At 63.4% G+C, this 18,418-nt stretch carries 16 protein-coding genes; 12 read left to right on the top strand and 4 right to left on the bottom strand.

Features of this window, described 5'->3' with window-relative positions:
* The first annotated feature begins 153 nt into the window (after window positions 1–153).
* From ACR0CU_RS11910 to ACR0CU_RS11885, 6 genes are read left to right on the top strand one after another with little or no spacing between them, the layout of a single operon-like run.
* The gene (locus ACR0CU_RS11910) at window positions 154–1,641 is read left to right on the top strand and encodes an ABC transporter substrate-binding protein (RefSeq protein WP_170447432.1); all 1,488 of its coding nucleotides are present in this window, start codon (window positions 154–156) and stop codon (window positions 1,639–1,641) included.
* Window positions 1,642–1,694: 53 nt separating this feature from the next.
* Window positions 1,695–2,756, top strand: a complete 1,062-nt coding sequence (locus ACR0CU_RS11905) for a ligand-gated ion channel (RefSeq protein WP_170447434.1) — start codon at window positions 1,695–1,697, stop codon at window positions 2,754–2,756.
* 49 nt (window positions 2,757–2,805) lie between these two features.
* Window positions 2,806–3,753 carry an ABC transporter permease gene (locus ACR0CU_RS11900; protein WP_149774225.1) on the top strand — a complete coding sequence of 316 codons (948 nt, stop codon included), beginning with the start codon at window positions 2,806–2,808 and terminating at the stop codon, window positions 3,751–3,753.
* A complete protein-coding gene (locus ACR0CU_RS11895) occupies window positions 3,750–4,565 on the top strand; it encodes an ABC transporter permease (RefSeq protein ID WP_170447435.1) in 816 nt (271 codons plus the stop codon). Before ACR0CU_RS11900 ends, ACR0CU_RS11895 begins: the two co-directional genes overlap by 4 nt.
* Window positions 4,562–6,160, top strand: coding sequence for an ABC transporter ATP-binding protein (locus ACR0CU_RS11890; protein ID WP_170447436.1), 1,599 nt, complete (start codon window positions 4,562–4,564; stop codon window positions 6,158–6,160). Before ACR0CU_RS11895 ends, ACR0CU_RS11890 begins: the two co-directional genes overlap by 4 nt.
* 34 nt (window positions 6,161–6,194) lie before the next feature.
* Entirely contained in the window at window positions 6,195–7,640 is a 1,446-nt protein-coding gene (locus ACR0CU_RS11885) for an aldehyde dehydrogenase family protein (RefSeq protein WP_170447437.1), read from the top strand.
* A 6-nt stretch (window positions 7,641–7,646) separates the two neighbouring features.
* Here the strand turns inward: ACR0CU_RS11885 and pncB are convergent, their stop codons facing one another.
* Window positions 7,647–8,939: a nicotinate phosphoribosyltransferase gene (gene pncB, locus ACR0CU_RS11880; RefSeq protein ID WP_170364085.1), complete on the bottom strand. Its 1,293-nt coding sequence runs from the start codon at window positions 8,937–8,939 to the stop codon at window positions 7,647–7,649.
* Between the two features lie 166 nt (window positions 8,940–9,105).
* Between pncB and ACR0CU_RS11875 the strand changes: the two genes are divergently transcribed.
* Window positions 9,106–9,639 carry a hypothetical protein gene (locus ACR0CU_RS11875; protein WP_170364630.1) on the top strand — a complete coding sequence of 178 codons (534 nt, stop codon included), beginning with the start codon at window positions 9,106–9,108 and terminating at the stop codon, window positions 9,637–9,639.
* Window positions 9,640–9,643: 4 nt separating this feature from the next.
* Here ACR0CU_RS11875 and pncA read toward each other — a convergent pair whose 3' ends face one another.
* Window positions 9,644–10,237, bottom strand: a complete 594-nt coding sequence (pncA, locus tag ACR0CU_RS11870) for a bifunctional nicotinamidase/pyrazinamidase (RefSeq protein ID WP_170364632.1) — start codon at window positions 10,235–10,237, stop codon at window positions 9,644–9,646.
* A 96-nt stretch (window positions 10,238–10,333) separates the two neighbouring features.
* Between pncA and trhO the strand changes: the two genes are divergently transcribed.
* Both trhO and ACR0CU_RS11860 read left to right on the top strand, forming a co-directional pair.
* Window positions 10,334–11,239 carry an oxygen-dependent tRNA uridine(34) hydroxylase TrhO gene (trhO, locus tag ACR0CU_RS11865; protein ID WP_480643097.1) on the top strand — a complete coding sequence of 302 codons (906 nt, stop codon included), beginning with the start codon at window positions 10,334–10,336 and terminating at the stop codon, window positions 11,237–11,239.
* An 80-nt stretch (window positions 11,240–11,319) separates the two neighbouring features.
* Window positions 11,320–11,838 (top strand): potassium channel family protein, encoded by a 519-nt coding sequence (locus tag ACR0CU_RS11860; RefSeq protein WP_170364636.1) that lies wholly within the window; start codon window positions 11,320–11,322, stop codon window positions 11,836–11,838.
* 19 nt (window positions 11,839–11,857) lie between these two features.
* On the opposite strand, the gene ACR0CU_RS11855 is transcribed toward ACR0CU_RS11860, so the two are convergent.
* Window positions 11,858–12,187 carry a hypothetical protein gene (locus ACR0CU_RS11855; RefSeq protein ID WP_170364639.1) on the bottom strand — a complete coding sequence of 110 codons (330 nt, stop codon included), beginning with the start codon at window positions 12,185–12,187 and terminating at the stop codon, window positions 11,858–11,860.
* Between the two features lie 187 nt (window positions 12,188–12,374).
* Between ACR0CU_RS11855 and betB the strand changes: the two genes are divergently transcribed.
* From betB to ACR0CU_RS11840, 3 genes are all read left to right on the top strand, one after another.
* Window positions 12,375–13,829, top strand: a complete 1,455-nt coding sequence (gene betB / locus ACR0CU_RS11850) for a betaine-aldehyde dehydrogenase (RefSeq protein ID WP_170447440.1) — start codon at window positions 12,375–12,377, stop codon at window positions 13,827–13,829.
* A 142-nt stretch (window positions 13,830–13,971) separates the two neighbouring features.
* Window positions 13,972–16,416 carry a GcvT family protein gene (locus ACR0CU_RS11845; RefSeq protein WP_170447442.1) on the top strand — a complete coding sequence of 815 codons (2,445 nt, stop codon included), beginning with the start codon at window positions 13,972–13,974 and terminating at the stop codon, window positions 16,414–16,416.
* Window positions 16,413–17,771, top strand: a complete 1,359-nt coding sequence (locus ACR0CU_RS11840; RefSeq protein WP_170447444.1) for an MmgE/PrpD family protein — start codon at window positions 16,413–16,415, stop codon at window positions 17,769–17,771. The genes ACR0CU_RS11845 and ACR0CU_RS11840 overlap by 4 nt, the downstream gene beginning before the upstream one ends.
* On the opposite strand, the gene thpR is transcribed toward ACR0CU_RS11840, so the two are convergent.
* On the bottom strand, window positions 17,744–18,307 hold the full coding sequence (gene thpR / locus ACR0CU_RS11835; protein ID WP_170447445.1) for an RNA 2',3'-cyclic phosphodiesterase: 564 nt from the start codon (window positions 18,305–18,307) through the stop codon (window positions 17,744–17,746). The genes ACR0CU_RS11840 and thpR overlap by 28 nt on opposite strands.
* Between the last annotated feature and the right edge of the window lie 111 nt (window positions 18,308–18,418).

Raw genomic sequence — 18,418 nt, 5'->3', positions numbered from 1 at the left:
TCATGTTGCAGCGCGGCATAGCAGATCGGCAGGGGCCAGAGAAACCCCGGTTGCGCGAACATTTCCTTGAATGACCCAAGGTTTGCAGGGACATTGATTCCGTCAGGGCCGCGTCATCCGCCGCCCATCCGCACATTCTGGGAGGGAATTTACATGACCAAGCCGTTCTTTCGCACCTTTGCCGGCGCCATGGCGCTGGGCGTGGGGCTTCTCGCCTCGCAGGCCATGGCCCGGTCGGACATCACAATCGCCATGCAGCTGGAGCCGCCGCATCTGGACCCGACCAGCGCCGCCGCACAAGCCATCGATTCGGTCGTCTACACCAACGTGTTCGAAGGGCTGACCCGGTTCATGGGCGATGGCTCGGTCGTGCCCGGGCTGGCCGAAAGCTGGGAGATCTCCGAGGACGGAAAGGTCTATACCTTCAAGCTGCAAGATGGCGTCACCTTTCACGATGGCACCACGATGGATGCCGAGGACGTGAAGTTCAGCCTGGACCGCGCCACCGCCGAGGACAGCGCCAATGCGCAGAAGGCCCTGTTCGCCGGGATCGAAAGCGTCGAGGTCGTGGACCCGCTGACCGTCAGAATCACTCTGGCGGAACCCAACGGCAATTTCCTGTTCAACCTGGCCTGGGGCGACGCGGTGATCGTGGCGCCCGAAAGCATCGAGGGCATCAAGACCAACCCGGTCGGCACCGGTGCCTACAAGTTCGCCGAATGGGTCCAGGGCGACCGCATCACCTTGGAGCGCAACCCCGATTACTGGGGTGACCAACCCGCGCTGGAGAAGGCCACGTTCAAGTTTATCTCGGACCCCACCGCGGCCTTTGCCGCGATGATGGCCGAGGACGTGGACGTGTTCGACAATTTCCCCGCCCCCGAGAACCTGCCGCAGTTCGAGGCCGACCCGCGGTTCCAGGTGCTTGTCGGCTCGACCGAGGGCGAGACCATTCTGGCGACCAACAACAAGAAGCCGCCCTTTGACGACGTGCAGGTGCGGCAGGCGCTGGCCCATGCGATCGACCGTCAAGCGATCATCGACGGCGCGATGTTCGGCTATGGCACGCCGATCGGCACGCATTTCGCACCGCACAACCCGGCCTATGTCGATCTGACCGGCAATTCGGCGCATGACCCGGACAAGGCCCGCGCCCTGCTGGCCGAGGCCGGGTTCGCAGACGGGTTCGAAACTACGCTGCACCTGCCGCCGCCCTCCTACGCCCGCCGCGGGGGCGAGATCGTGGCCGCGCAGCTGGCCGAGGTCGGGATCAAGGCCGAGATCATCAACGTGGAATGGGCGCAGTGGCTGGAAACCGTGTTCAAGGGCAAGGATTTCGCCCTGACCATCGTCAGCCATACCGAGCCGATGGACATCGGCATCTATGCCCGGCCGGATTACTACTTCCAATATGACAACCCGGACTTCCAGGCCCTGATGGCGACGCTGAACGCCACCACCGACCCCGATGAACGCACCCGCCTTATGGGTGAGGCGCAGCGCATGATCGCCGAGGATTACGTCAACGCCTATCTGTTCCAACTTGCCAAGCTGGGCGTGGCCAAGGCCGGGGTTCAGGGCCTGTGGGAAAACGCGCCCACGGCGGCCATCGACCTGACCGCGATCAGCTGGGCGGAATGAGCCTTGCGGGTCCGCACGGCGGACCTGTTTCCCCAGATTAGGGTCTGTATCAGATGACACGTTGCCTTGTTTCGGTGTTTTTCTTCATCGTCGCCCTGGCCCTGTCGGGGCCCTCGGGCGCGCAGGGGTTGTTTCAGGATGGCCACAGCGCGCTGTTGGGCACCCCGGAAAACCCGGTCGAGGTCGGCGTCGGCATCAAGATCGACCAGATCACCTCGGTCGATCAGAAGGCCGAGAACTATGGCGCCGTGGTCGTGCTGCGGTTTGAATGGAGCGATCCGGCCCTGGCGTTCGATCCGGATGAGCTGGGCCGCGATTTCCGCGTGTTCGATCCGCCGGCCTTCGTGCGGCATGCAGCCACACGGGATGCGGTGGTTCCGGCCTTCGTCATCCACAACCAGCAATCCAACCGCTGGGTGCACGAATCCGCGGCCGCCCTGCGCTATGATGGGCATGTGACGTTTGTCGAGAAATCCTCGCTGACGCTGCAGGCGCCGCATTTCAACTTCCTCAGGTTCCCCTTCGACACGCAGGAGTTCCATTTCGAGGTCGTCTCGGTCTTTCCGTCCGACTTCGTGCATTACTACGCGCTGGACCAGTTTTCGGGGCTGGGCGACACGCTGGGCGAAGAGGAGTGGATTCTGGGCAATGCCCGTATGCTGGCCTCGACCACGACCGGCCTGTCGGGCAATGAAAGCGATCAGGTGTCGCTGGTCTTTCAGGGCAAGCGCCACCTGACCTATTATGTCATTCGGGTGTTCCTGCCGATGCTGGTGCTGGTTTTGGTCGGCTGGGCGCTGTTCTTTCTGGACGAATACCGCAAGCGGATCGACATCGCCGGGGCCAACCTGCTGGTCTTTGTCGCCTTCAACTGGGCAATCTCGGCCGATCTGCCCAAGCTGGGCTATCTGACCTTTCTGGATTCCATCCTGCAATGCATGTTCCTGATGACCGGGGCGCTGGTGGTGTTCAACGTGATGCTGCGGCGGCTCAAGGTCTCGGGGCGCGAGGACACGGCGCGCAAGCTGGACAACTATGCGATCAAGTGGATCTATCCGCTGGGCTATGCCGCGATCGTGGGCTACGCGGTCTGGGCGTTTCTGATGCAGTCCTGACGCGCTGTGCCGCTGGACCGGCGGCCAATCCCGGCCTAACGTGGCGGCAATGCTCCGATATGCGCTCAAACGTCTGATTTCGCTGGCACTCAGCCTGGCCGTCGCTTCGGTGGTCATCTTCGCGGTGATCGAGGTGGCACCGGGGGATCCGGCCTCGTTCATGCTGGGGGTGAACGCCCAGCCCGAAACGCTGGCCGCCCTGCGCGCCGAGCTGGGCTTGGACGTGTCGCGGCCGCAGCGATATCTGAATTGGGTCAGCGGCATGCTGGCCGGAGATTTCGGCACCTCGTACACCTATCGCACGCCGGTGGCGCAGATGGTGGCCGACCGGCTGTGGGTGTCGCTGCCGCTGGCGCTCTATGCGCTGACACTGTCGACGTTGATCGCCTTTCCGGTCGGGATTTATGCCGCCGCGCGCCGGGGGAAACCGGGCGATCTGGCGGTGATGGGGGCCACGCAGCTGGGCATCGCGGTGCCGAATTTCTGGTTCGCGATGATGCTGGTGCTGATCTTCGCCATCAACCTGCGCTGGTTCAACGCGGGCGGGTTTGCTGGGTGGGACAACGGCCTGTGGGCCGGGCTGCACTCGCTGACCTTGCCGGCGATTGCGCTGGCTCTGCCACAGGCGGCGATATTGGCGCGGGTCATGCGCTCGGCGCTGCTGGACATTCTGGGTGAGGATTTCATGCGCACCGCCCGCGCCAAGGGCCTGTCGCGCCGCCAGGCGCTGTGGCGGCACGGGGTGCGCAACGCGCTGATCCCGGTGCTGACCATCATCGGGCTGCAGTTTTCCTTCCTGCTGGCCGGGTCGATCATCATCGAGCAGGTCTTCTATCTGCCCGGGCTGGGGCGGCTGGTGTTCCAGGCGATCTCGGCGCGGGACCTGATCGTGGTAGAGTCGGTGGTGATGCTGCTGGTCTTTGCGGTCATCACGGTGAATTTCCTGGTCGATCTGGCCTATGCCGCGGTCGACCCCCGGTTGCGGAGCCGCACATGAGCCGGTCTCTGATCCTGGGGGCGGGGCTGTCCTCGGTGGTGGTGCTGATGGCCCTGCTGTCCTTCGTCTGGACACCCTATGACCACGCCGCGCTGAACATCCCCGAAAAGCTGCAGCCGCCCAATGCGCAGCACTGGTTCGGTACCGATCATTTCGGGCGCGATATATTCTCGATGATCATGGTCGGCGCGCGCACCTCGATCGCGGTGGCGCTGGTGGCGGTGGGCATCGGCATGGCGCTGGGCGTGCCATTGGGCCTGACGGCCGCGGCGCGCAAGGGGTCTTGGCTGGACGAGCTGATCATGCGCGGCAACGATCTGGTCTTTGCCTTTCCCTCGCTGGTGATTGCCATCCTAATCACCGCCGTCTTCGGCCCCGGTGCGGTGAACGCGATCATCGCCATCGGCATCTTCAACATCCCCGTCTTCGCCCGCATTACCCGCGGCGCGGCGCTGTCCCTGTGGGAGCGCGAGTTCATCCTGGCCGCCCGCGTCGCGGGCAAGGGCGCGGCGCGCATCTCGGCCGAGCACATCCTGCCCAACGTCGCCAACCTGTTGATCGTGCAGGGCACCATCCAGTTCTCTCTGGGTATTCTGGCCGAGGCGGGGCTGTCCTATGTCGGCCTCGGTGCGCAGCCACCCACGCCCAGCTGGGGTCGGATGCTGGCGGATGCGCAGACGATGGTCAGTTTTGCCCCGCATTTGGCTCTGATTCCGGGGCTGGCGATCATCGTGACGGTGCTGGGGCTGAACCTGCTGGGCGACGGGTTGCGCGATTGGCTGGATCCCCGAATTCGGGTGGCCCGCGCATGAGCCTGCTGGAAATCCATAACCTGTCGCTGTCGATCCACGGGGTCCCCGTTCTGGACCAGGTCAGCCTGTCCATCGACCCCGGGCAGATCGTGGCCGTCACCGGTGAGAGCGGCTCGGGCAAGTCGATGACCGCGCTGGCGGTGATGCAGTTGCTGCCCGCAGGGGCGGTGGCCGGCGGCTCGGTCCGCCTGAACGGGCACGAGGTTCTGAACAGCCCCGAGGCGGAAATGTGCGCCCTGCGCGGCGCGGCCGTCGGGATGGTGTTCCAAGAGCCGATGACGGCGCTCAATCCGGTGAAGACCATCGGTGATCAGGTGATGGAGACCATCCTGATCCACAAGGCCATGCCCGCCGACGCCGCCCGCGCGCGCGCCCAAGAGGTTCTGACCCGCGTCGGCCTTCCGCCTGATCGCTTTCCCCTGTCGCGCTATCCGCACGAACTGTCGGGCGGGCAGCGGCAGCGGGTGGTGATCGCCATGGCCATCGCCCTGCGCCCCCGGCTGCTGATCGCGGACGAGCCGACGACGGCGCTGGACGTGACCACGCAGGCGCAAATCCTCGATCTGCTGCGAGGGCTGGTCACGGAATACGGCATGGGCCTGCTGATGATTACCCACGATCTGGCGGTGGTGGCGGGCATGGCCGACCGGATCGTGGTGATGCAGAAGGGGCGGGTGGTCGAAACCGGGGCCACCGACCACCTGCTGCGCCACATGCAGCATCCCTATACGCGGATGCTGTTTCAGGCCTCGGGCCACCGGGTCGCATTGCCTGCACAGCCCGCACCCGCGCCGTTGCTCGAGGTCCGCAACGTGGTGCGCGACTATCGCCTGCCGCGCACGCGGTTGTTTGAAAAGCCGGGTCATCACCGGGCCGTGGATCACGTCAGTTTCACGCTGAACCGGGGCGAACGCCTTGGACTTGTGGGCGAGTCCGGCTGCGGAAAATCGACCCTGACACGGGCTGTTTTGGGGCTTGAGGAGGTTCAGGGCGGGCAGATCCTGCTGGGCGGCCTGCCAGTGTTCACCGGTCGCAAACCCAATCTGGCCGTGCGCCGCAAGATGCAGGTGGTGTTCCAGGACCCGTTCGGCAGCTTCAACCCCCGCCACCGTGTCGCCCGCCTGATCACCGAGCCTTTCCACCTGCTGGAAACGCCGCCCGCAGGCGCGGAACGGCAGGACCGGATCGCCGAGATGCTGACCGCCGTGGGGCTCTCGCCCGATGATGCGGGGAAATACATCCACGAATTTTCGGGCGGGCAGCGCCAACGCATCGCCATCGCCCGCGCCCTGATCATCCGGCCCGAGCTGATCCTGTTCGACGAAGCCGTCTCGGCGCTTGACGTGTCCGTGCGGGCGCAGATCCTCGACCTGCTGGCCGAGCTGTGTGCGGCCTATGACCTGACCTACCTGTTCATCAGCCATGACCTGAGCGTGGTGCGCACCATCACCGACCGGGTAATGGTTATGCAGTCCGGCCGGATCGTCGAGCAGGGCAAGACCGAGCGCGTGTTCGCGGACCCGCAGCACCCTTATACGCAAACCTTGATCCAAGCCGTGCCGAAATTGCCCGAGATCGGGCAAGGCGCGGCATGAAACCCGTTAGTTAGAGCCTAATTTGGAGGCGGATATGCTAAATCCCATCTGGTTTGATCCCACCCTGTGCCTCGTCGGCGGCGATTGGGTCGCGACCGAAGACACGCTTGATCTGACCAACCCGTCCGACGGCACGCCGCTGTGCCGGATTGCGCGCGGTGAGGCGCCGCAGATGGATGCCGCCGTGCTGGCCGCGCAGGCGGCGCTGGACGGCGACTGGGGCCGGATGACCGCGCTGGAGCGGGGCCGCATCCTGACCCGGCTGGGGCAGTTGGTGCAGGACAGGACCGAAGAGCTTGCGCTGCTCGAAGCGTTGGACGTTGGCAAACCGCTGACCCAGGCGCGCGCCGACGCACTGGCGCTGGCGCGGTATTGCGAATTCTACGGCGGTGCGGCGGACAAGGTGATGGGTCAGACCATCCCCTATCTGGACGGCTACACCGTCTATACCCTGCGCGAGCCGCATGGCGTGACCGGCCATATCGTGCCGTGGAACTACCCGATGCAGATCATCGGCCGCTCGGTCGGGGCGGCGCTGGCCATGGGCAATGCCTGCGTTCTGAAACCGGCCGAAGAGGCCTGTCTGACAGCACTGGCCTTTGCCCATCTGGCCGCCGAGGCCGGCCTGCCGCCGGGGGCGCTGAACGTGGTGTCCGGCATCGGGTCCGAGGCGGGCGCGGCCCTGTCGGCGCATCCGGGTGTGCATCATATCTCGTTCACCGGGTCCGTGGCGACGGGTGCGCTGGTGCAGCAGGCGGCCGGAAGCAACGTGGTGCCGGTGACGCTGGAACTGGGCGGGAAATCTCCGCAATTGGTGTTCGATGATGCCGATTTGCAGGCCGCGCTGCCGTTTCTGGTGAATGCGGGCATCCAGAACGCGGGTCAGACCTGCTCGGCCGGGTCGCGCGTTCTGGTGCAGCGCGGGGTCTATGCCGAGGTCAAAGCGCGCATGGCTGCCGCCTATGCCGACCTGACCGTCGGCCCCGCGACCGAGGATCTGCGGGTCGGGCCGCTGATTTCGGACCGGCAGAAACAGATCGTGACCGGGTTTCTGGCGCAGGGGGCCGATCTTGAGATCGCAGCACAAGGCCGGATCGTGGATCACGCGCCGCCGGGCGGGGCCTATGTGCGCCCGACGCTGTTTGGGGACGTGCCGCCCGATCATCCGCTGGCGCAGAAGGAAATCTTTGGCCCCGTCCAGGTTTTGATCCCCTTCGACACCGAGGAACAGGCCATTCAAATCGCCAACGGCACCGACTATGGGCTGGTGGCCGGGGTCTGGACGCGGGACGGCGCGCGGCAGATGCGGCTGGCCAAACGGTTGCGCGCGGGGCAGGTGTTCATCAACAACTACGGCGCGGGCGGCGGGGTCGAGCTGCCGTTCGGCGGGGTCGGAAAATCGGGCCATGGCCGCGAAAAGGGGTTCGAGGCGCTGTACGGTTTTTCCCAGTTGAAAACCGTGGCCGCCCATCACGGCTGAGCCGGGCTAGACGATCACTTCGATCGCTTCTTGTTCCCCTACGCCAAAGACGCGCTTGTAGCGCTCGATCTCGTCTTTCGGCCCCATCGCCTTTTCGGGGTTGTCCGAAAGTTTCACCGTCGGACGCCCATTGGCCGAGACCGCCTTGCACACCAGCGAGAACGGCGCCAGCGCATCCCCCGGCACCAGCCCGCGGAAATCGTTGGTCAGCAACGTGCCCCACCCGAACGAGACCTTCACCCGGCCCGCGAATTGGCCATGCAATTCGCGGATCTTGTCCACGTCGAGCCCGTCCGAGAAAATGATCCGCTTCTGGCTGGGATCCTCGCCGCGCGATTTCCACCAGTCGATGGCGATCTCGGCGCCCTTGGCCGGATCGCCGCTGTCGATGCGGATGCCGGTCCATCCGGCCAGCCAGTCGGGCGCGCGGTCCAGAAACCCCTTGGTGCCATAGGTGTCGGGCAGGATGATCCGCAGGTTGCCATCATGTTCGTCATGCCAGTCGCTCAGCACGTCATAGGGCGCGCGGGCCAGTTCTTCGTCGGTTTCGGCCAGCGCCGAATAGACCATCGGCAGTTCATGTGCATTGGTGCCGATCGCCTCGACCTCGCGCCGCATGGCGATCAGGCAGTTCGACGTGCCGGTAAACGCTGGGCCCAGCCCTTCGATCATCGCCTGCACGCACCAGTCCTGCCACAGGAAGGAATGCCGCCGCCGGGTGCCGAAATCTGCGATCCCCAAACCGGGAATGCCGCGCAGCGTTTCGATCTTTTCCCAGACACGGGTCATGGCGCGGGCATAGAGAACCTGAAGCTCGAACCGGCGCATGTCGTTCAAAACCGCGCGCGAGCGCAGCTCCATCAGCACCGCCAGCGCCGGGATTTCCCACAGCATGACCTCGTGCCATTTGCCTTCGAATGTCAGCTCGTACTGATCGCCGCGGCGTTCGAGGTGATAGGGCGGCAGGCGCAGATTCTCGAACCATTCCATGAAATCGGGGCGGAACATCTGGCGTTTGCCGTAGAATGTATTGCCTCGCAGCCAGGTGCTTTCACCCCGGCTGAGGCTGAGCGAGCGGATGTGATCCAGCTGTTCGCGCAACTCGCCCTCGTCGATCAGCTTGGCCAGGGGGACGTGATTCGACCGGTTGATCAAGGAAAACTCGACCGTTGTTTGAGGTCGGTTTCGAAACACTGACTGGCACATCAGCAGTTTGTAGAAGTCTGTGTCGATCAAAGACCGGACAATCGGGTCGATCTTCCATTTGTGATTGTAGACACGGGTCGCGATGTCGACCATGGGGAACTCCTGCCATTTCCGTTGTTAGATCAATCAGGGCGGTGAATGGCAAGAGTCGCGGATTTGGTAACAATGCCAAGGACAGGCCATAATGCGGGCATAATGTCTGTTCTTTTCGCGGTCTAGTTAAACGGTGGGATGGTACGAGAAGGTAGTAGTTGGTTGAATGGGTCTGGCTTACGACTTTGATATTGTAACGATTGCAAAAGATGGGGGCGATTGCGGTTCGTCGGCTAAGACCGAGCCGAAAACCGTAACGGTCTGTGCGCGTTTTCGCGACGTGAAGACGGCCGATGCTCTGAGGGGGGCGTCACCGAAGCTGCGTCAGGTGTTCGTGGATGCCGGATTTATTCTGGACAGCCACGGCAGCGGTGAATCGCGTGGTTTCTATCCGCCCGAAGACGCCGCGGCCCGCGAAAAGATCCTGCGCCAGCTGTTTGCAAATATTCGGGCCACGGGATTGCGCGGCCAGTATTGCGGTGAATTCGATCTGCGCGACTTTCTGCGCCATGTTCGCAGCGCGCAGCCTGGGATCGGCATCAAACGCCGCGATCCGGTGCGCCGCCCGCAGCCGGCCACACCTGCGCCCGCAAAACCTGACCGAAGAACCGTGCCCGGGCGCATTGGCTTCGCCCTTGGCCTTGCGGTGATCGTGTTCGTCCTGCTGAAATACCTGGCTGCGGCCGGAGCGACGCCCTGAACCGCTAGGCCAACGTAACACCCGTGTCGCGCATGGCCTGTTCCGCCGCTGCGAGCGATCCATCCAGATCGATTGCGCGGCAAGCGCCGGTTCTGACGGTCACGTCAAAGCCCAGCCGGGCCGCATCCACCGCCGAATAATGCACGCAGAAATCGGTCGCCAAGCCTACCAGCGTCAGCCGGTCGATCCCGCGCGTGCGCAGATAGCCTTCCAGCCCGGTGGGCGTGGTGTGGTCGTTTTCGAAGAAGCCGGAATAGCTGTCGATCGCGCTGCGGAAGCCCTTGCGCAGGATCAGGTCGGCATCGGTACGCAGGTCGGGGTGGAATTCGGCGCCGGGTGTGCCCTGCACGCAATGGTCGGGCCACAGGACCTGCGGGCCATAGGGCATCTCGACCAGATCATAAGGCGCCTTGCCCGGATGGGAGGACGCGAACGAGGAATGACCCGCCGGGTGCCAGTCCTGCGTCAGGATCACCGCATCGAAATCGGGCATCATGGCATTGATCGGGGCGACGATCTCATCCCCGTTGGGAACTGCCAGCGCGCCGCCGGGGCAAAAGTCGTTCTGGACATCGATCACGATCAGGGCATGGGTCATGGCGGCCTCCTTTGCGTGTCCTATCGGTAGGCGGGCGGGCATGGGTCGTCAATGCGGTCTCTTGCGTTGCGTGGGGCCGCGCATTAGATCGCGGCCATGTACACGATCGCCGCACTGTATCACTTCACCCGTTTTGCCGACCCGGACGCCCTGCGCGCGCCGCTGCTGGAGCTGTGCCGCGCGCAGTCGGTCAAGGGCACGCTGCTGCTGGCGCATGAGGGCATCAACGGCACCATCGCCGGCCCACGCGCCGGGATCGACGCGGTTCTGGCGCATATCCGGGTGCTGCCGGGTTGCGCCGATCTGGAATGGAAAGAGGCCACCGCCAGCCAGCCGCCTTTTGGAAAGATGAAGGTGCGCCTGAAGAAAGAGATCGTGACCATGGGCCAGCCGGATGTCGATCCGCGCGCCCGCACCGGCCACTATGTCGAGCCTCAGGACTGGAACGATCTGATCCGTTCGGATGATGTGGTGGTGATCGATACGCGCAATGATTATGAGGTGTCGATCGGCACGTTCGACGGCGCAATCGACCCTAAAACGGCCAGTTTCCGCGATTTTCCTACCTGGTGGGAGCATAACAAGGACCGGTTCCACAACAAGCGCGTCGCCATGTTCTGCACAGGCGGCATCCGCTGCGAGAAATCCACCAACTATCTGCTGGGGCAGGGGATCGAGGATGTCTATCACCTGAAGGGCGGCATCCTGCGCTATCTCGAGGAGGTCCCGCCCGAGGACAGCACCTGGAAGGGCGAGTGCTTCGTGTTCGACAATCGCGTTTCCGTAGGGCACGGGTTGGCCGAGGGACCGCACCAGCTGTGTCATGGCTGCCGCCGCCCGATCCTGCCCCAGGACATGGAGCGCCCCGAATACGAGCACGGCGTGTCCTGCCACCAATGCATCCACGAGACGTCCGAGGCCGACAAGGCCCGGTTCCGCGAACGGCAGAAACAGATCTCGCTGGCAAGGGCGCGGGGCGAAGAGCATATCGGCGGCCAATAGCTTCGAATCCCGCAAAAAAGCTTGCGATGATGCGCCCGGCGTTAAAAAATGGCCGGTACCCGTGCTTGGGGAGGGGGACGATGGCGCATGATCCAACCACATTGCAGGATTGGAAGCCCACGCTGATCGCAGCGATGGGCCTTGTCATGCTAAGCGCTCTGGCTTGGTACATCCTTTCACACCTGACCGAATCCGCAGCCGGCGACACGATCGGAGCCGCAGCCACCATCGGGTTGGCGATTTGGCTGTTCTCGCAAACCTGGTACTACATTGCGCTTGTGCGCTCGCCCAAGCGGCAGTTGCTGCTGATGGGGATTTCCTTCATCCAGGTCGTGCCGTTCCTGTTCGCTGCAGTCTACGGGTCATACGGGTACTACGATCTGTGCGTTGAAGGCGCCCGCGGTCCGGCGGACGTCCTGTACTTCTCGTATGTTACCTTCACGACGGTTGGTTTTGGTGACTTGCGGCCAGTTGGCGTGTGCCGCGCCCTTGCCGTGGCTGAGGCGATTACCGGCTATATTCTACTGGGCCTGTTCGTGGCAGCGGCCGTAGGGCTGTATGGTCGGTCGCATCGCCATCGCCATGACAAAGACGCCTGAGTCCGCCGGCCCCATTTCTTCACTTGTTCTGATCAATCCATCGCGACATCGCGCGTTTGTCGCGGAAGCACTCGCTGGGGATCGGGCGGCGTTTGGTGCGCGAGATCCGCTCGGCAAAGGCCACCTGTTTGCCCGTCGGGTAGTCGGCAAAAGGGGAGGGATCGTGCGGCTTGTGCGCCGAGATCCAATCGGACATGGATCGCCGGTCGCGCTGCGCCTCGACCGGAATCTCCAACGCGGACTGCTGGGCGATCGCGCGCGCATAGCGCATCTGACGGTCCGTGACGGGCAGAATGTGGTAGTCGTTGGTCGGCCCCATCGGGGTGGTTTTGCGCAATGACTGTTCCATCTGGTGATCCTCCGATCATGTAGAACAGAAATGGAACATTAACCATTTTTTTCAAGAGGTCCCCTTTTTTTGTTGGCAAGAATTCGCCCAAAGCAGTGCTTTATTGACTGATCAATCAATAATCATTACCTGCGGATGAAACCGACCGGCACCGGTTCTCCGAGGCCCGAGTAAAAAAGGATCCGCGATGAAAGTTCAGCCCAAGGCCAGCCACTTTATTGATGGCGAATATGTCGAAGACACCGCAGGCACCCCGATCGACGTGATCTATCCGGCCACGGGCGAGGTCATCGCCCGCCTGCATTCGGCCACGCCGCAGATCATCGAACAGGCTCTAAACAGTGCAAAACGAGCACAAAAGGCCTGGGCAGCGATGACCGGAACCGAGCGCGGCCGCGTCCTGCGCCGCGCCGCCGACATCATGCGCGAGCGCAACCGCGAGCTGTCGATCCTCGAAACCCATGACACCGGCAAGCCGTTGCAGGAAACGCTGGTGGCCGATGCGACCTCGGGCGCGGATGCGTTGGAATATTTCGGCGGGCTGGCCGGGTCCCTGACCGGCGAGCACATCCCGCTGGGCAGCGGCGATTTCGTCTATACCATCCGTGAGGCGCTGGGCGTCTGCGTCGGCATCGGCGCGTGGAACTACCCCACTCAGATCGCCTGCTGGAAGGGCGCCCCGGCGCTGGCCTGCGGCAATGCGATGGTGTTCAAACCCTCGGAAACCACCCCCTTGTCGGCGTTGAAAGTGGCCGAGATCCTGATCGAGGCTGGTGCGCCCAAGGGTATCTACAACGTGGTTCAGGGCTATGGCGATGTGGGCGCCGCGCTGGTCACCGACCCGCGCGTGGCCAAGGTGTCGCTGACAGGTTCTGTGCCCACGGGCTGCAAGGTCTATGCCGCCGCGGCCGAAGGCATGAAACACGTCACGATGGAACTGGGCGGCAAGTCGCCGATGATCGTGTTTGACGATGCCGATATCGACAACGCCGTCTCGGGCGCGATCCTGGGCAATTTCTACTCATCCGGTCAGGTCTGCTCCAACGGCACGCGGGTCTTCGTACAGAAGGGCATCAAAGAGGCCTTCCTGACCCGCCTGACCGAACGCCTTGCCAAGGTGAAGATCGGCGACCCGATGGATGAGGCCGTGAACTTTGGCCCGATGGTCAGCGAAAACCAGATGAACATCGTTCTGGGCTATATCGAGAAGGGCAAGACCGAGGGCGCGCGGCTGGTCCACGGTGGCGCGCGGCTGGATCGCCCGGGCTTCTACCTTCAGCCCACTGTCTTTGCCGACGTGACCGACGACATGACCATCGCCCGCGAGGAGATCTTTGGCCCCGTCATGTCGGTGCTGGATTTCGAAACCGAAGACGAGGTGATGGCCCGCGCCAACGCCACCGAGTTCGGCCTGGCCGCCGGCGTGTTCACCAACGACCTGACCCGCGCCCATCGCGTGGTGGCCGGGTTCGAGGCGGGCACCTGCTACATCAACACCTACAACCTAGCCCCGGTCGAGGCGCCGTTCGGGGGGTCGAAAATGTCGGGCGTCGGGCGCGAGAATTCGAAGCTGGCGATCAACCACTATTCGGAAATGAAAACCGTCTATGTCTCGATGAACGACGTCGAGGCGCCCTACTAGACGATCCCAAACCGGGATTCCGGCCCAACTTGCCCTGTTCCCGACATTTGGGGTCGGGAACAGAGCATACGGTGTCCGCACACTGTGGCTGACTTCTGAGGCAGAGGGCTGACGCGCCCCCGCCAGTCAGGAGAGAAGCCCAATGAGAACCCATGCACAGGCCGTCGTGATCGGAGGGGGCCTTGTCGGTTGTTCGATCCTCTACCATCTTGCCAAGCTGGGCTGGACCGACGTGATCCTGCTGGAACGGGACGAACTGACCAGCGGTTCAACGTGGCACGCTGCGGCCAACATCCACGGTCTGCACGACAACAACAACGTTACGCGCATCCAGCACTACACGATGAACCTGTACAAGCAGCTGGAGCAGGAAACCGGGCAGGGCTGCGGCGTGTTCCAGCCGGGATCGCTGTATCTCGCCCAGACCGAAGCGCGCGAGCACCAGTTGCGCCTGCAAGAGGCCAAGGCGCGGTTCTACGGCTTGAACTTCCATGAGATCAGCCGCGAACAGGCGATGGAGCTGCACCCGCTGGCGCAGTTCGATGACATCCGCTGCATCATGTATGAACCCGACGGCGGCAACGTGGACCCCTCGGGCGTGACCCATGCCTATGCCGCCGGAGCGCGCGCTCTGGGGGCCGAGATTCAGCGGTTTTGCCCCGTAACAGGGACTGAACAACAGCCTGACGGCTCGTGGATCGTGCGAACGGAAAAGGGCGACATCCACACGCAATGGGTGGTCAACGCCGCCGGGTTGTGGGGACGCGAGGTGGCCGCGCTGGCGGGGCTGGAATTGCCGCTGCAACCGACCGAGCACCAGTATTTCGTGACCGAAGCGATTGAAGAGGTCGCCGCCCTTGGCCGTCGTCTGCCCTCGATCGCCGACCGCGATGGCGAGTATTATTTCCGGCAGGAAGGCAACGGGTTGCTGATCGGCGCCTACGAGAAAGACATGCGGTTCTGGGCCGAGGACGGCACGCCGCTGGATTTCGCCCATGACCTCTTCCCTGACGATCTGGACCGGATCATGGAAAACGTGATCCGCGCGACCGAGCGTGTGCCGGTGGCCGCGACCGCAGGCGTGAAACGGGTGATCAACGGCCCGATGATCTGGTCGCCGGATTCCAACGCCATCTGGGGGCCGGTGCCCGAGCTGCGCAACTATTTCTGCTGCACCGGCATCATCCCCGGATTCTCGCAATCGGGCGGGCTGGGGCTGTTGGCTGCGCAATGGATGATCGAGGGCGAGCCGCAATACGACATGTTTGCCTGGGATCTGGCGCGGTTCGGCGACTGGGCCGACAAGAAATTCACCAAGGCGCGGGTGGCCGATCAGTATTCCCACCGCTTCGCCATCCATTTCCCGAACGAGGAACGCAGCGCCGGTCGCCCCGCCCGCGTGCGCCCTGCCTACGAGATGCAGAAACAGTTGGGCGCGGTCTTCGGCCTCAACTGCGGCTGGGAACACCCGCTGTGGTTCGCCGACCGGCCCGGAACGGTCGAAACCACCGGCTTCACCCGCCAGAACTGGTTCGAACCGGTGGGGCACGAGGCCCGGATGCTGCGCGAGAGCGTGGGCGTGATCGACATCTCGAACTTTGCCAACTACGTCGTCAAGGGGTCGGGCGCGCATGACTGGCTCGACCGGCTGGTGGCCAACCGGGTGCCGACCGAGGTGGGGCGGTCTTGCCTGACCCCGCTGATTTCCGTGCGCGGTGGCGTGGCGGGGGATTTCACCATCACCAAGACGGCCCAAGACGAATACATGATGATCGGCTCGGGTATGGCCGAACGCTATCACCAGCGGTTCTTCAACATGGTGGACCTGCCCGAGGGCACCACCTTCGAGGTCGCCACCAACCGCATCGCGGGCTTCAACATCGCCGGCCCGAAATCGCGAGAGGCCTTGCAACGGCTGACCAATGCCGACCTGTCGAACGCGGCGTTCCCCTTCATGCGCTCGGCCACGATCGAGGTTGCCGGGGTCACTTGCCTGGCCATCCGCGTCAGCTTCACCGGCGATCTGGGGTGGGAGCTGCACTGCGCCGAAAGCGACCAGATCAGACTCTATACAGCGCTTCTGTACGCTGCCCGCGCCTGCGGTGGAGGGCCGGTCGGCGGCCGGGCTCTGGGTGCGTTGCGGATCGAAAAGGGCTATGGCTCATGGGGGCGTGAGTATTCGCAGGAGTACTGGCCGCACGAGGTCGGTCTGGATGGGTTGATCAAGCCAGACAAGGATTTCCTGCACAAGGCGGCTTGGCTGGCGATCAAAGACAATCCCGCGCGCGAGGTACTGTCGATTTTCGAGGTCGATGTCCCCCACGATGCCGATGCCAGCGGGGGCGAGCCGATCTTCACCCCAGATGGTACGCCCGTCGGGCGCGTCACATCGGGCGCTTATGGCTATACGGTCGGCAAGTCGCTGGCCATCGGATACGCCAACCCAGCCGTGGCCCAGCCGGGTGACGAGGTGCATATCTTCATCCTGGGCAAACCGCACAGGGCTCGGATCCTGCATGCGCCTGCGTTCGACCCCGAAGGCCTGCGCCTGCGAGACCAGAAACCGGCGATGGAGGGTGCCAAGTGACCGAAACCTTCGCCCGCGTTGCCGAGTTTGTTCTGAACCGCCCGGCGGACCAGATGCCCGACAGCGCGCGCGAAGCGGCGGCCCTGATGCTGTTGGATACTTTGGGCATCGTGATCGGCTCGACCCCGATGGAGGCCGGCGTGATCGCCCGCGATACTGCGGAATTGCTGTACGGAACGACCGATCATGCGTTCTCGGCGCGGATGCTGTGTGATGGGCGTCGGGTCAGTCTGGCGGGCGCGGCCTACGCTGCCGCCACGCAGACCGACAATCTCGACGGACACGACGGCTACAACCCGACCAAGGGGCATATCGGTGTCGTGGTCATACCCGCGCTGTGCGCATTGACCGAGCACTGCCCAGACCTGTCGGGACCCGATGCGTTGGCCGCCGTCATCACCGGCTACGAAATCGCGGGCCGCGCAGGTATCGCCCTGCACGCCACCGTCAGTGACTATCACACCTCGGGGGCGTGGAACGCACTGGGCGTGGTTGCCATGGCGGCCCGCTTGCGGGGCCATTCACCGGACCAGTTGCGCCAAGGCCTTGGCATTGCCGAATATCACGGCCCCCGCAGCCAGATGATGCGCGAAATCGCCAACCCGACCATGCTGCATGACGGCTCGGGCTGGGGCGCGCTGGTAGGCTTGTCGGCGGCGATTCTGGCCGAGCGCGGCTTTACTGGCGCCCCCGCCATCACCATCGAGGAAGCCCGCGCGGCACCCTATTGGCAGGACCTCGGCACATTTTGGCAGATGGAACATCAATACGTGAAACCCTATCCGATCTGCCGCTGGGCCCATGCCGCCATCGACGGGCTGCGCACGGTGATGAACACGCACGATCTGACCCATGACCAGATCGCCCGCGTCGAGATACATAGTTTTCACGAAGCGGTTCAACTGTATTCGGGGATGCCCGAGACAACGTCGCAGGCGCAATACTCGCTGCCATTTGCCGTCTCGACTTTTGCAGTACACGGGCGGATCGGGGTCGAGCACATCAGCGGCGATGGACTATCCGATCCGGTGGTCGCCGATTTCCTGAGTCGCATCACCGTATCCGAGTCGGACCGCCATAATTCCCGCTTTCCCGCCGGGCGCTGGGCCGACGTTCAGGTCACGACGCATGACGGTCGCGTTTTCCGCTCGGGCGACATCCATGCCCGGGGCGGGCCTGAGTCTCCGATGTCGCGACAGGACGTCATCGACAAGTTTGTCGAGTTTTCTTCTCCGGAAATCGGAGGGTCTGCTGCCAAGAATCTGAGCAGCGCGGTTTTGAACCTTACCGATCCAGGCACCCGGTTTAGTGACATGGTGCAGCCTCTCTACCGGTCGGCCAAGTCGTCAGCCTGACCGGACCAGCCTTGCAACTGCAGAGGATAGGTCGACAGCGTTTCATATCGTGCCCCGTCCGGCCGTAATGTCGAAGAGTTGAGGTTGAACTGGGTCACGAACATGGTGGCTTGGGGAACTGGGTTATGCAAAAAGCCCCTGTTTAGAGACGATTCAATACCCCGATCTATGGTGATATGCGGTCGAAATCGGCGGCGTTGCAGCTTCAGCCCGGCCCGCCTAATGCACTGCAGGACGCTTTCATGCAGGTGCAGGAGTTCAGGATCGGGCTCTACCGCCATGTGCAGCGAGTTTCCGAAACTGCCTAGCCCGGACAATCTGATGGAAAAGGCCGGGCGCTTCAGCGCTTCGAGGTGATCATTCAATTCGATCAAGGCGTTTCGGGTCTGGTCGCCCAGGAAAGCCAGTGTCAGATGAAGGTTTTCAGCAGGCAAACTTCGACCGCAATGTACTGCGCGCGCGACGTCGGCGCATAGCTGGGCGATTTCGGAAGATACGGGAATGGCGACAAAACATCGAATGAGCGCTCCGGACATCCGTTGCCCCTGACCTGGATAAGGTTGAATTTGCAGGGCAGTCTGCCGGTGCTTGCTCTTTCAGACAAGCGCACGCTCTCAATGCGAGGCGCACAAGCCGGCTGTTCGTCG

The sequence above is a fragment of the Ruegeria sp. BC2 genome (genome assembly GCF_056539245.1).
The sequence above is the reverse complement of the archived record's forward strand: the minus strand, read 5'-3'. Positions and strand labels throughout refer to the sequence as shown.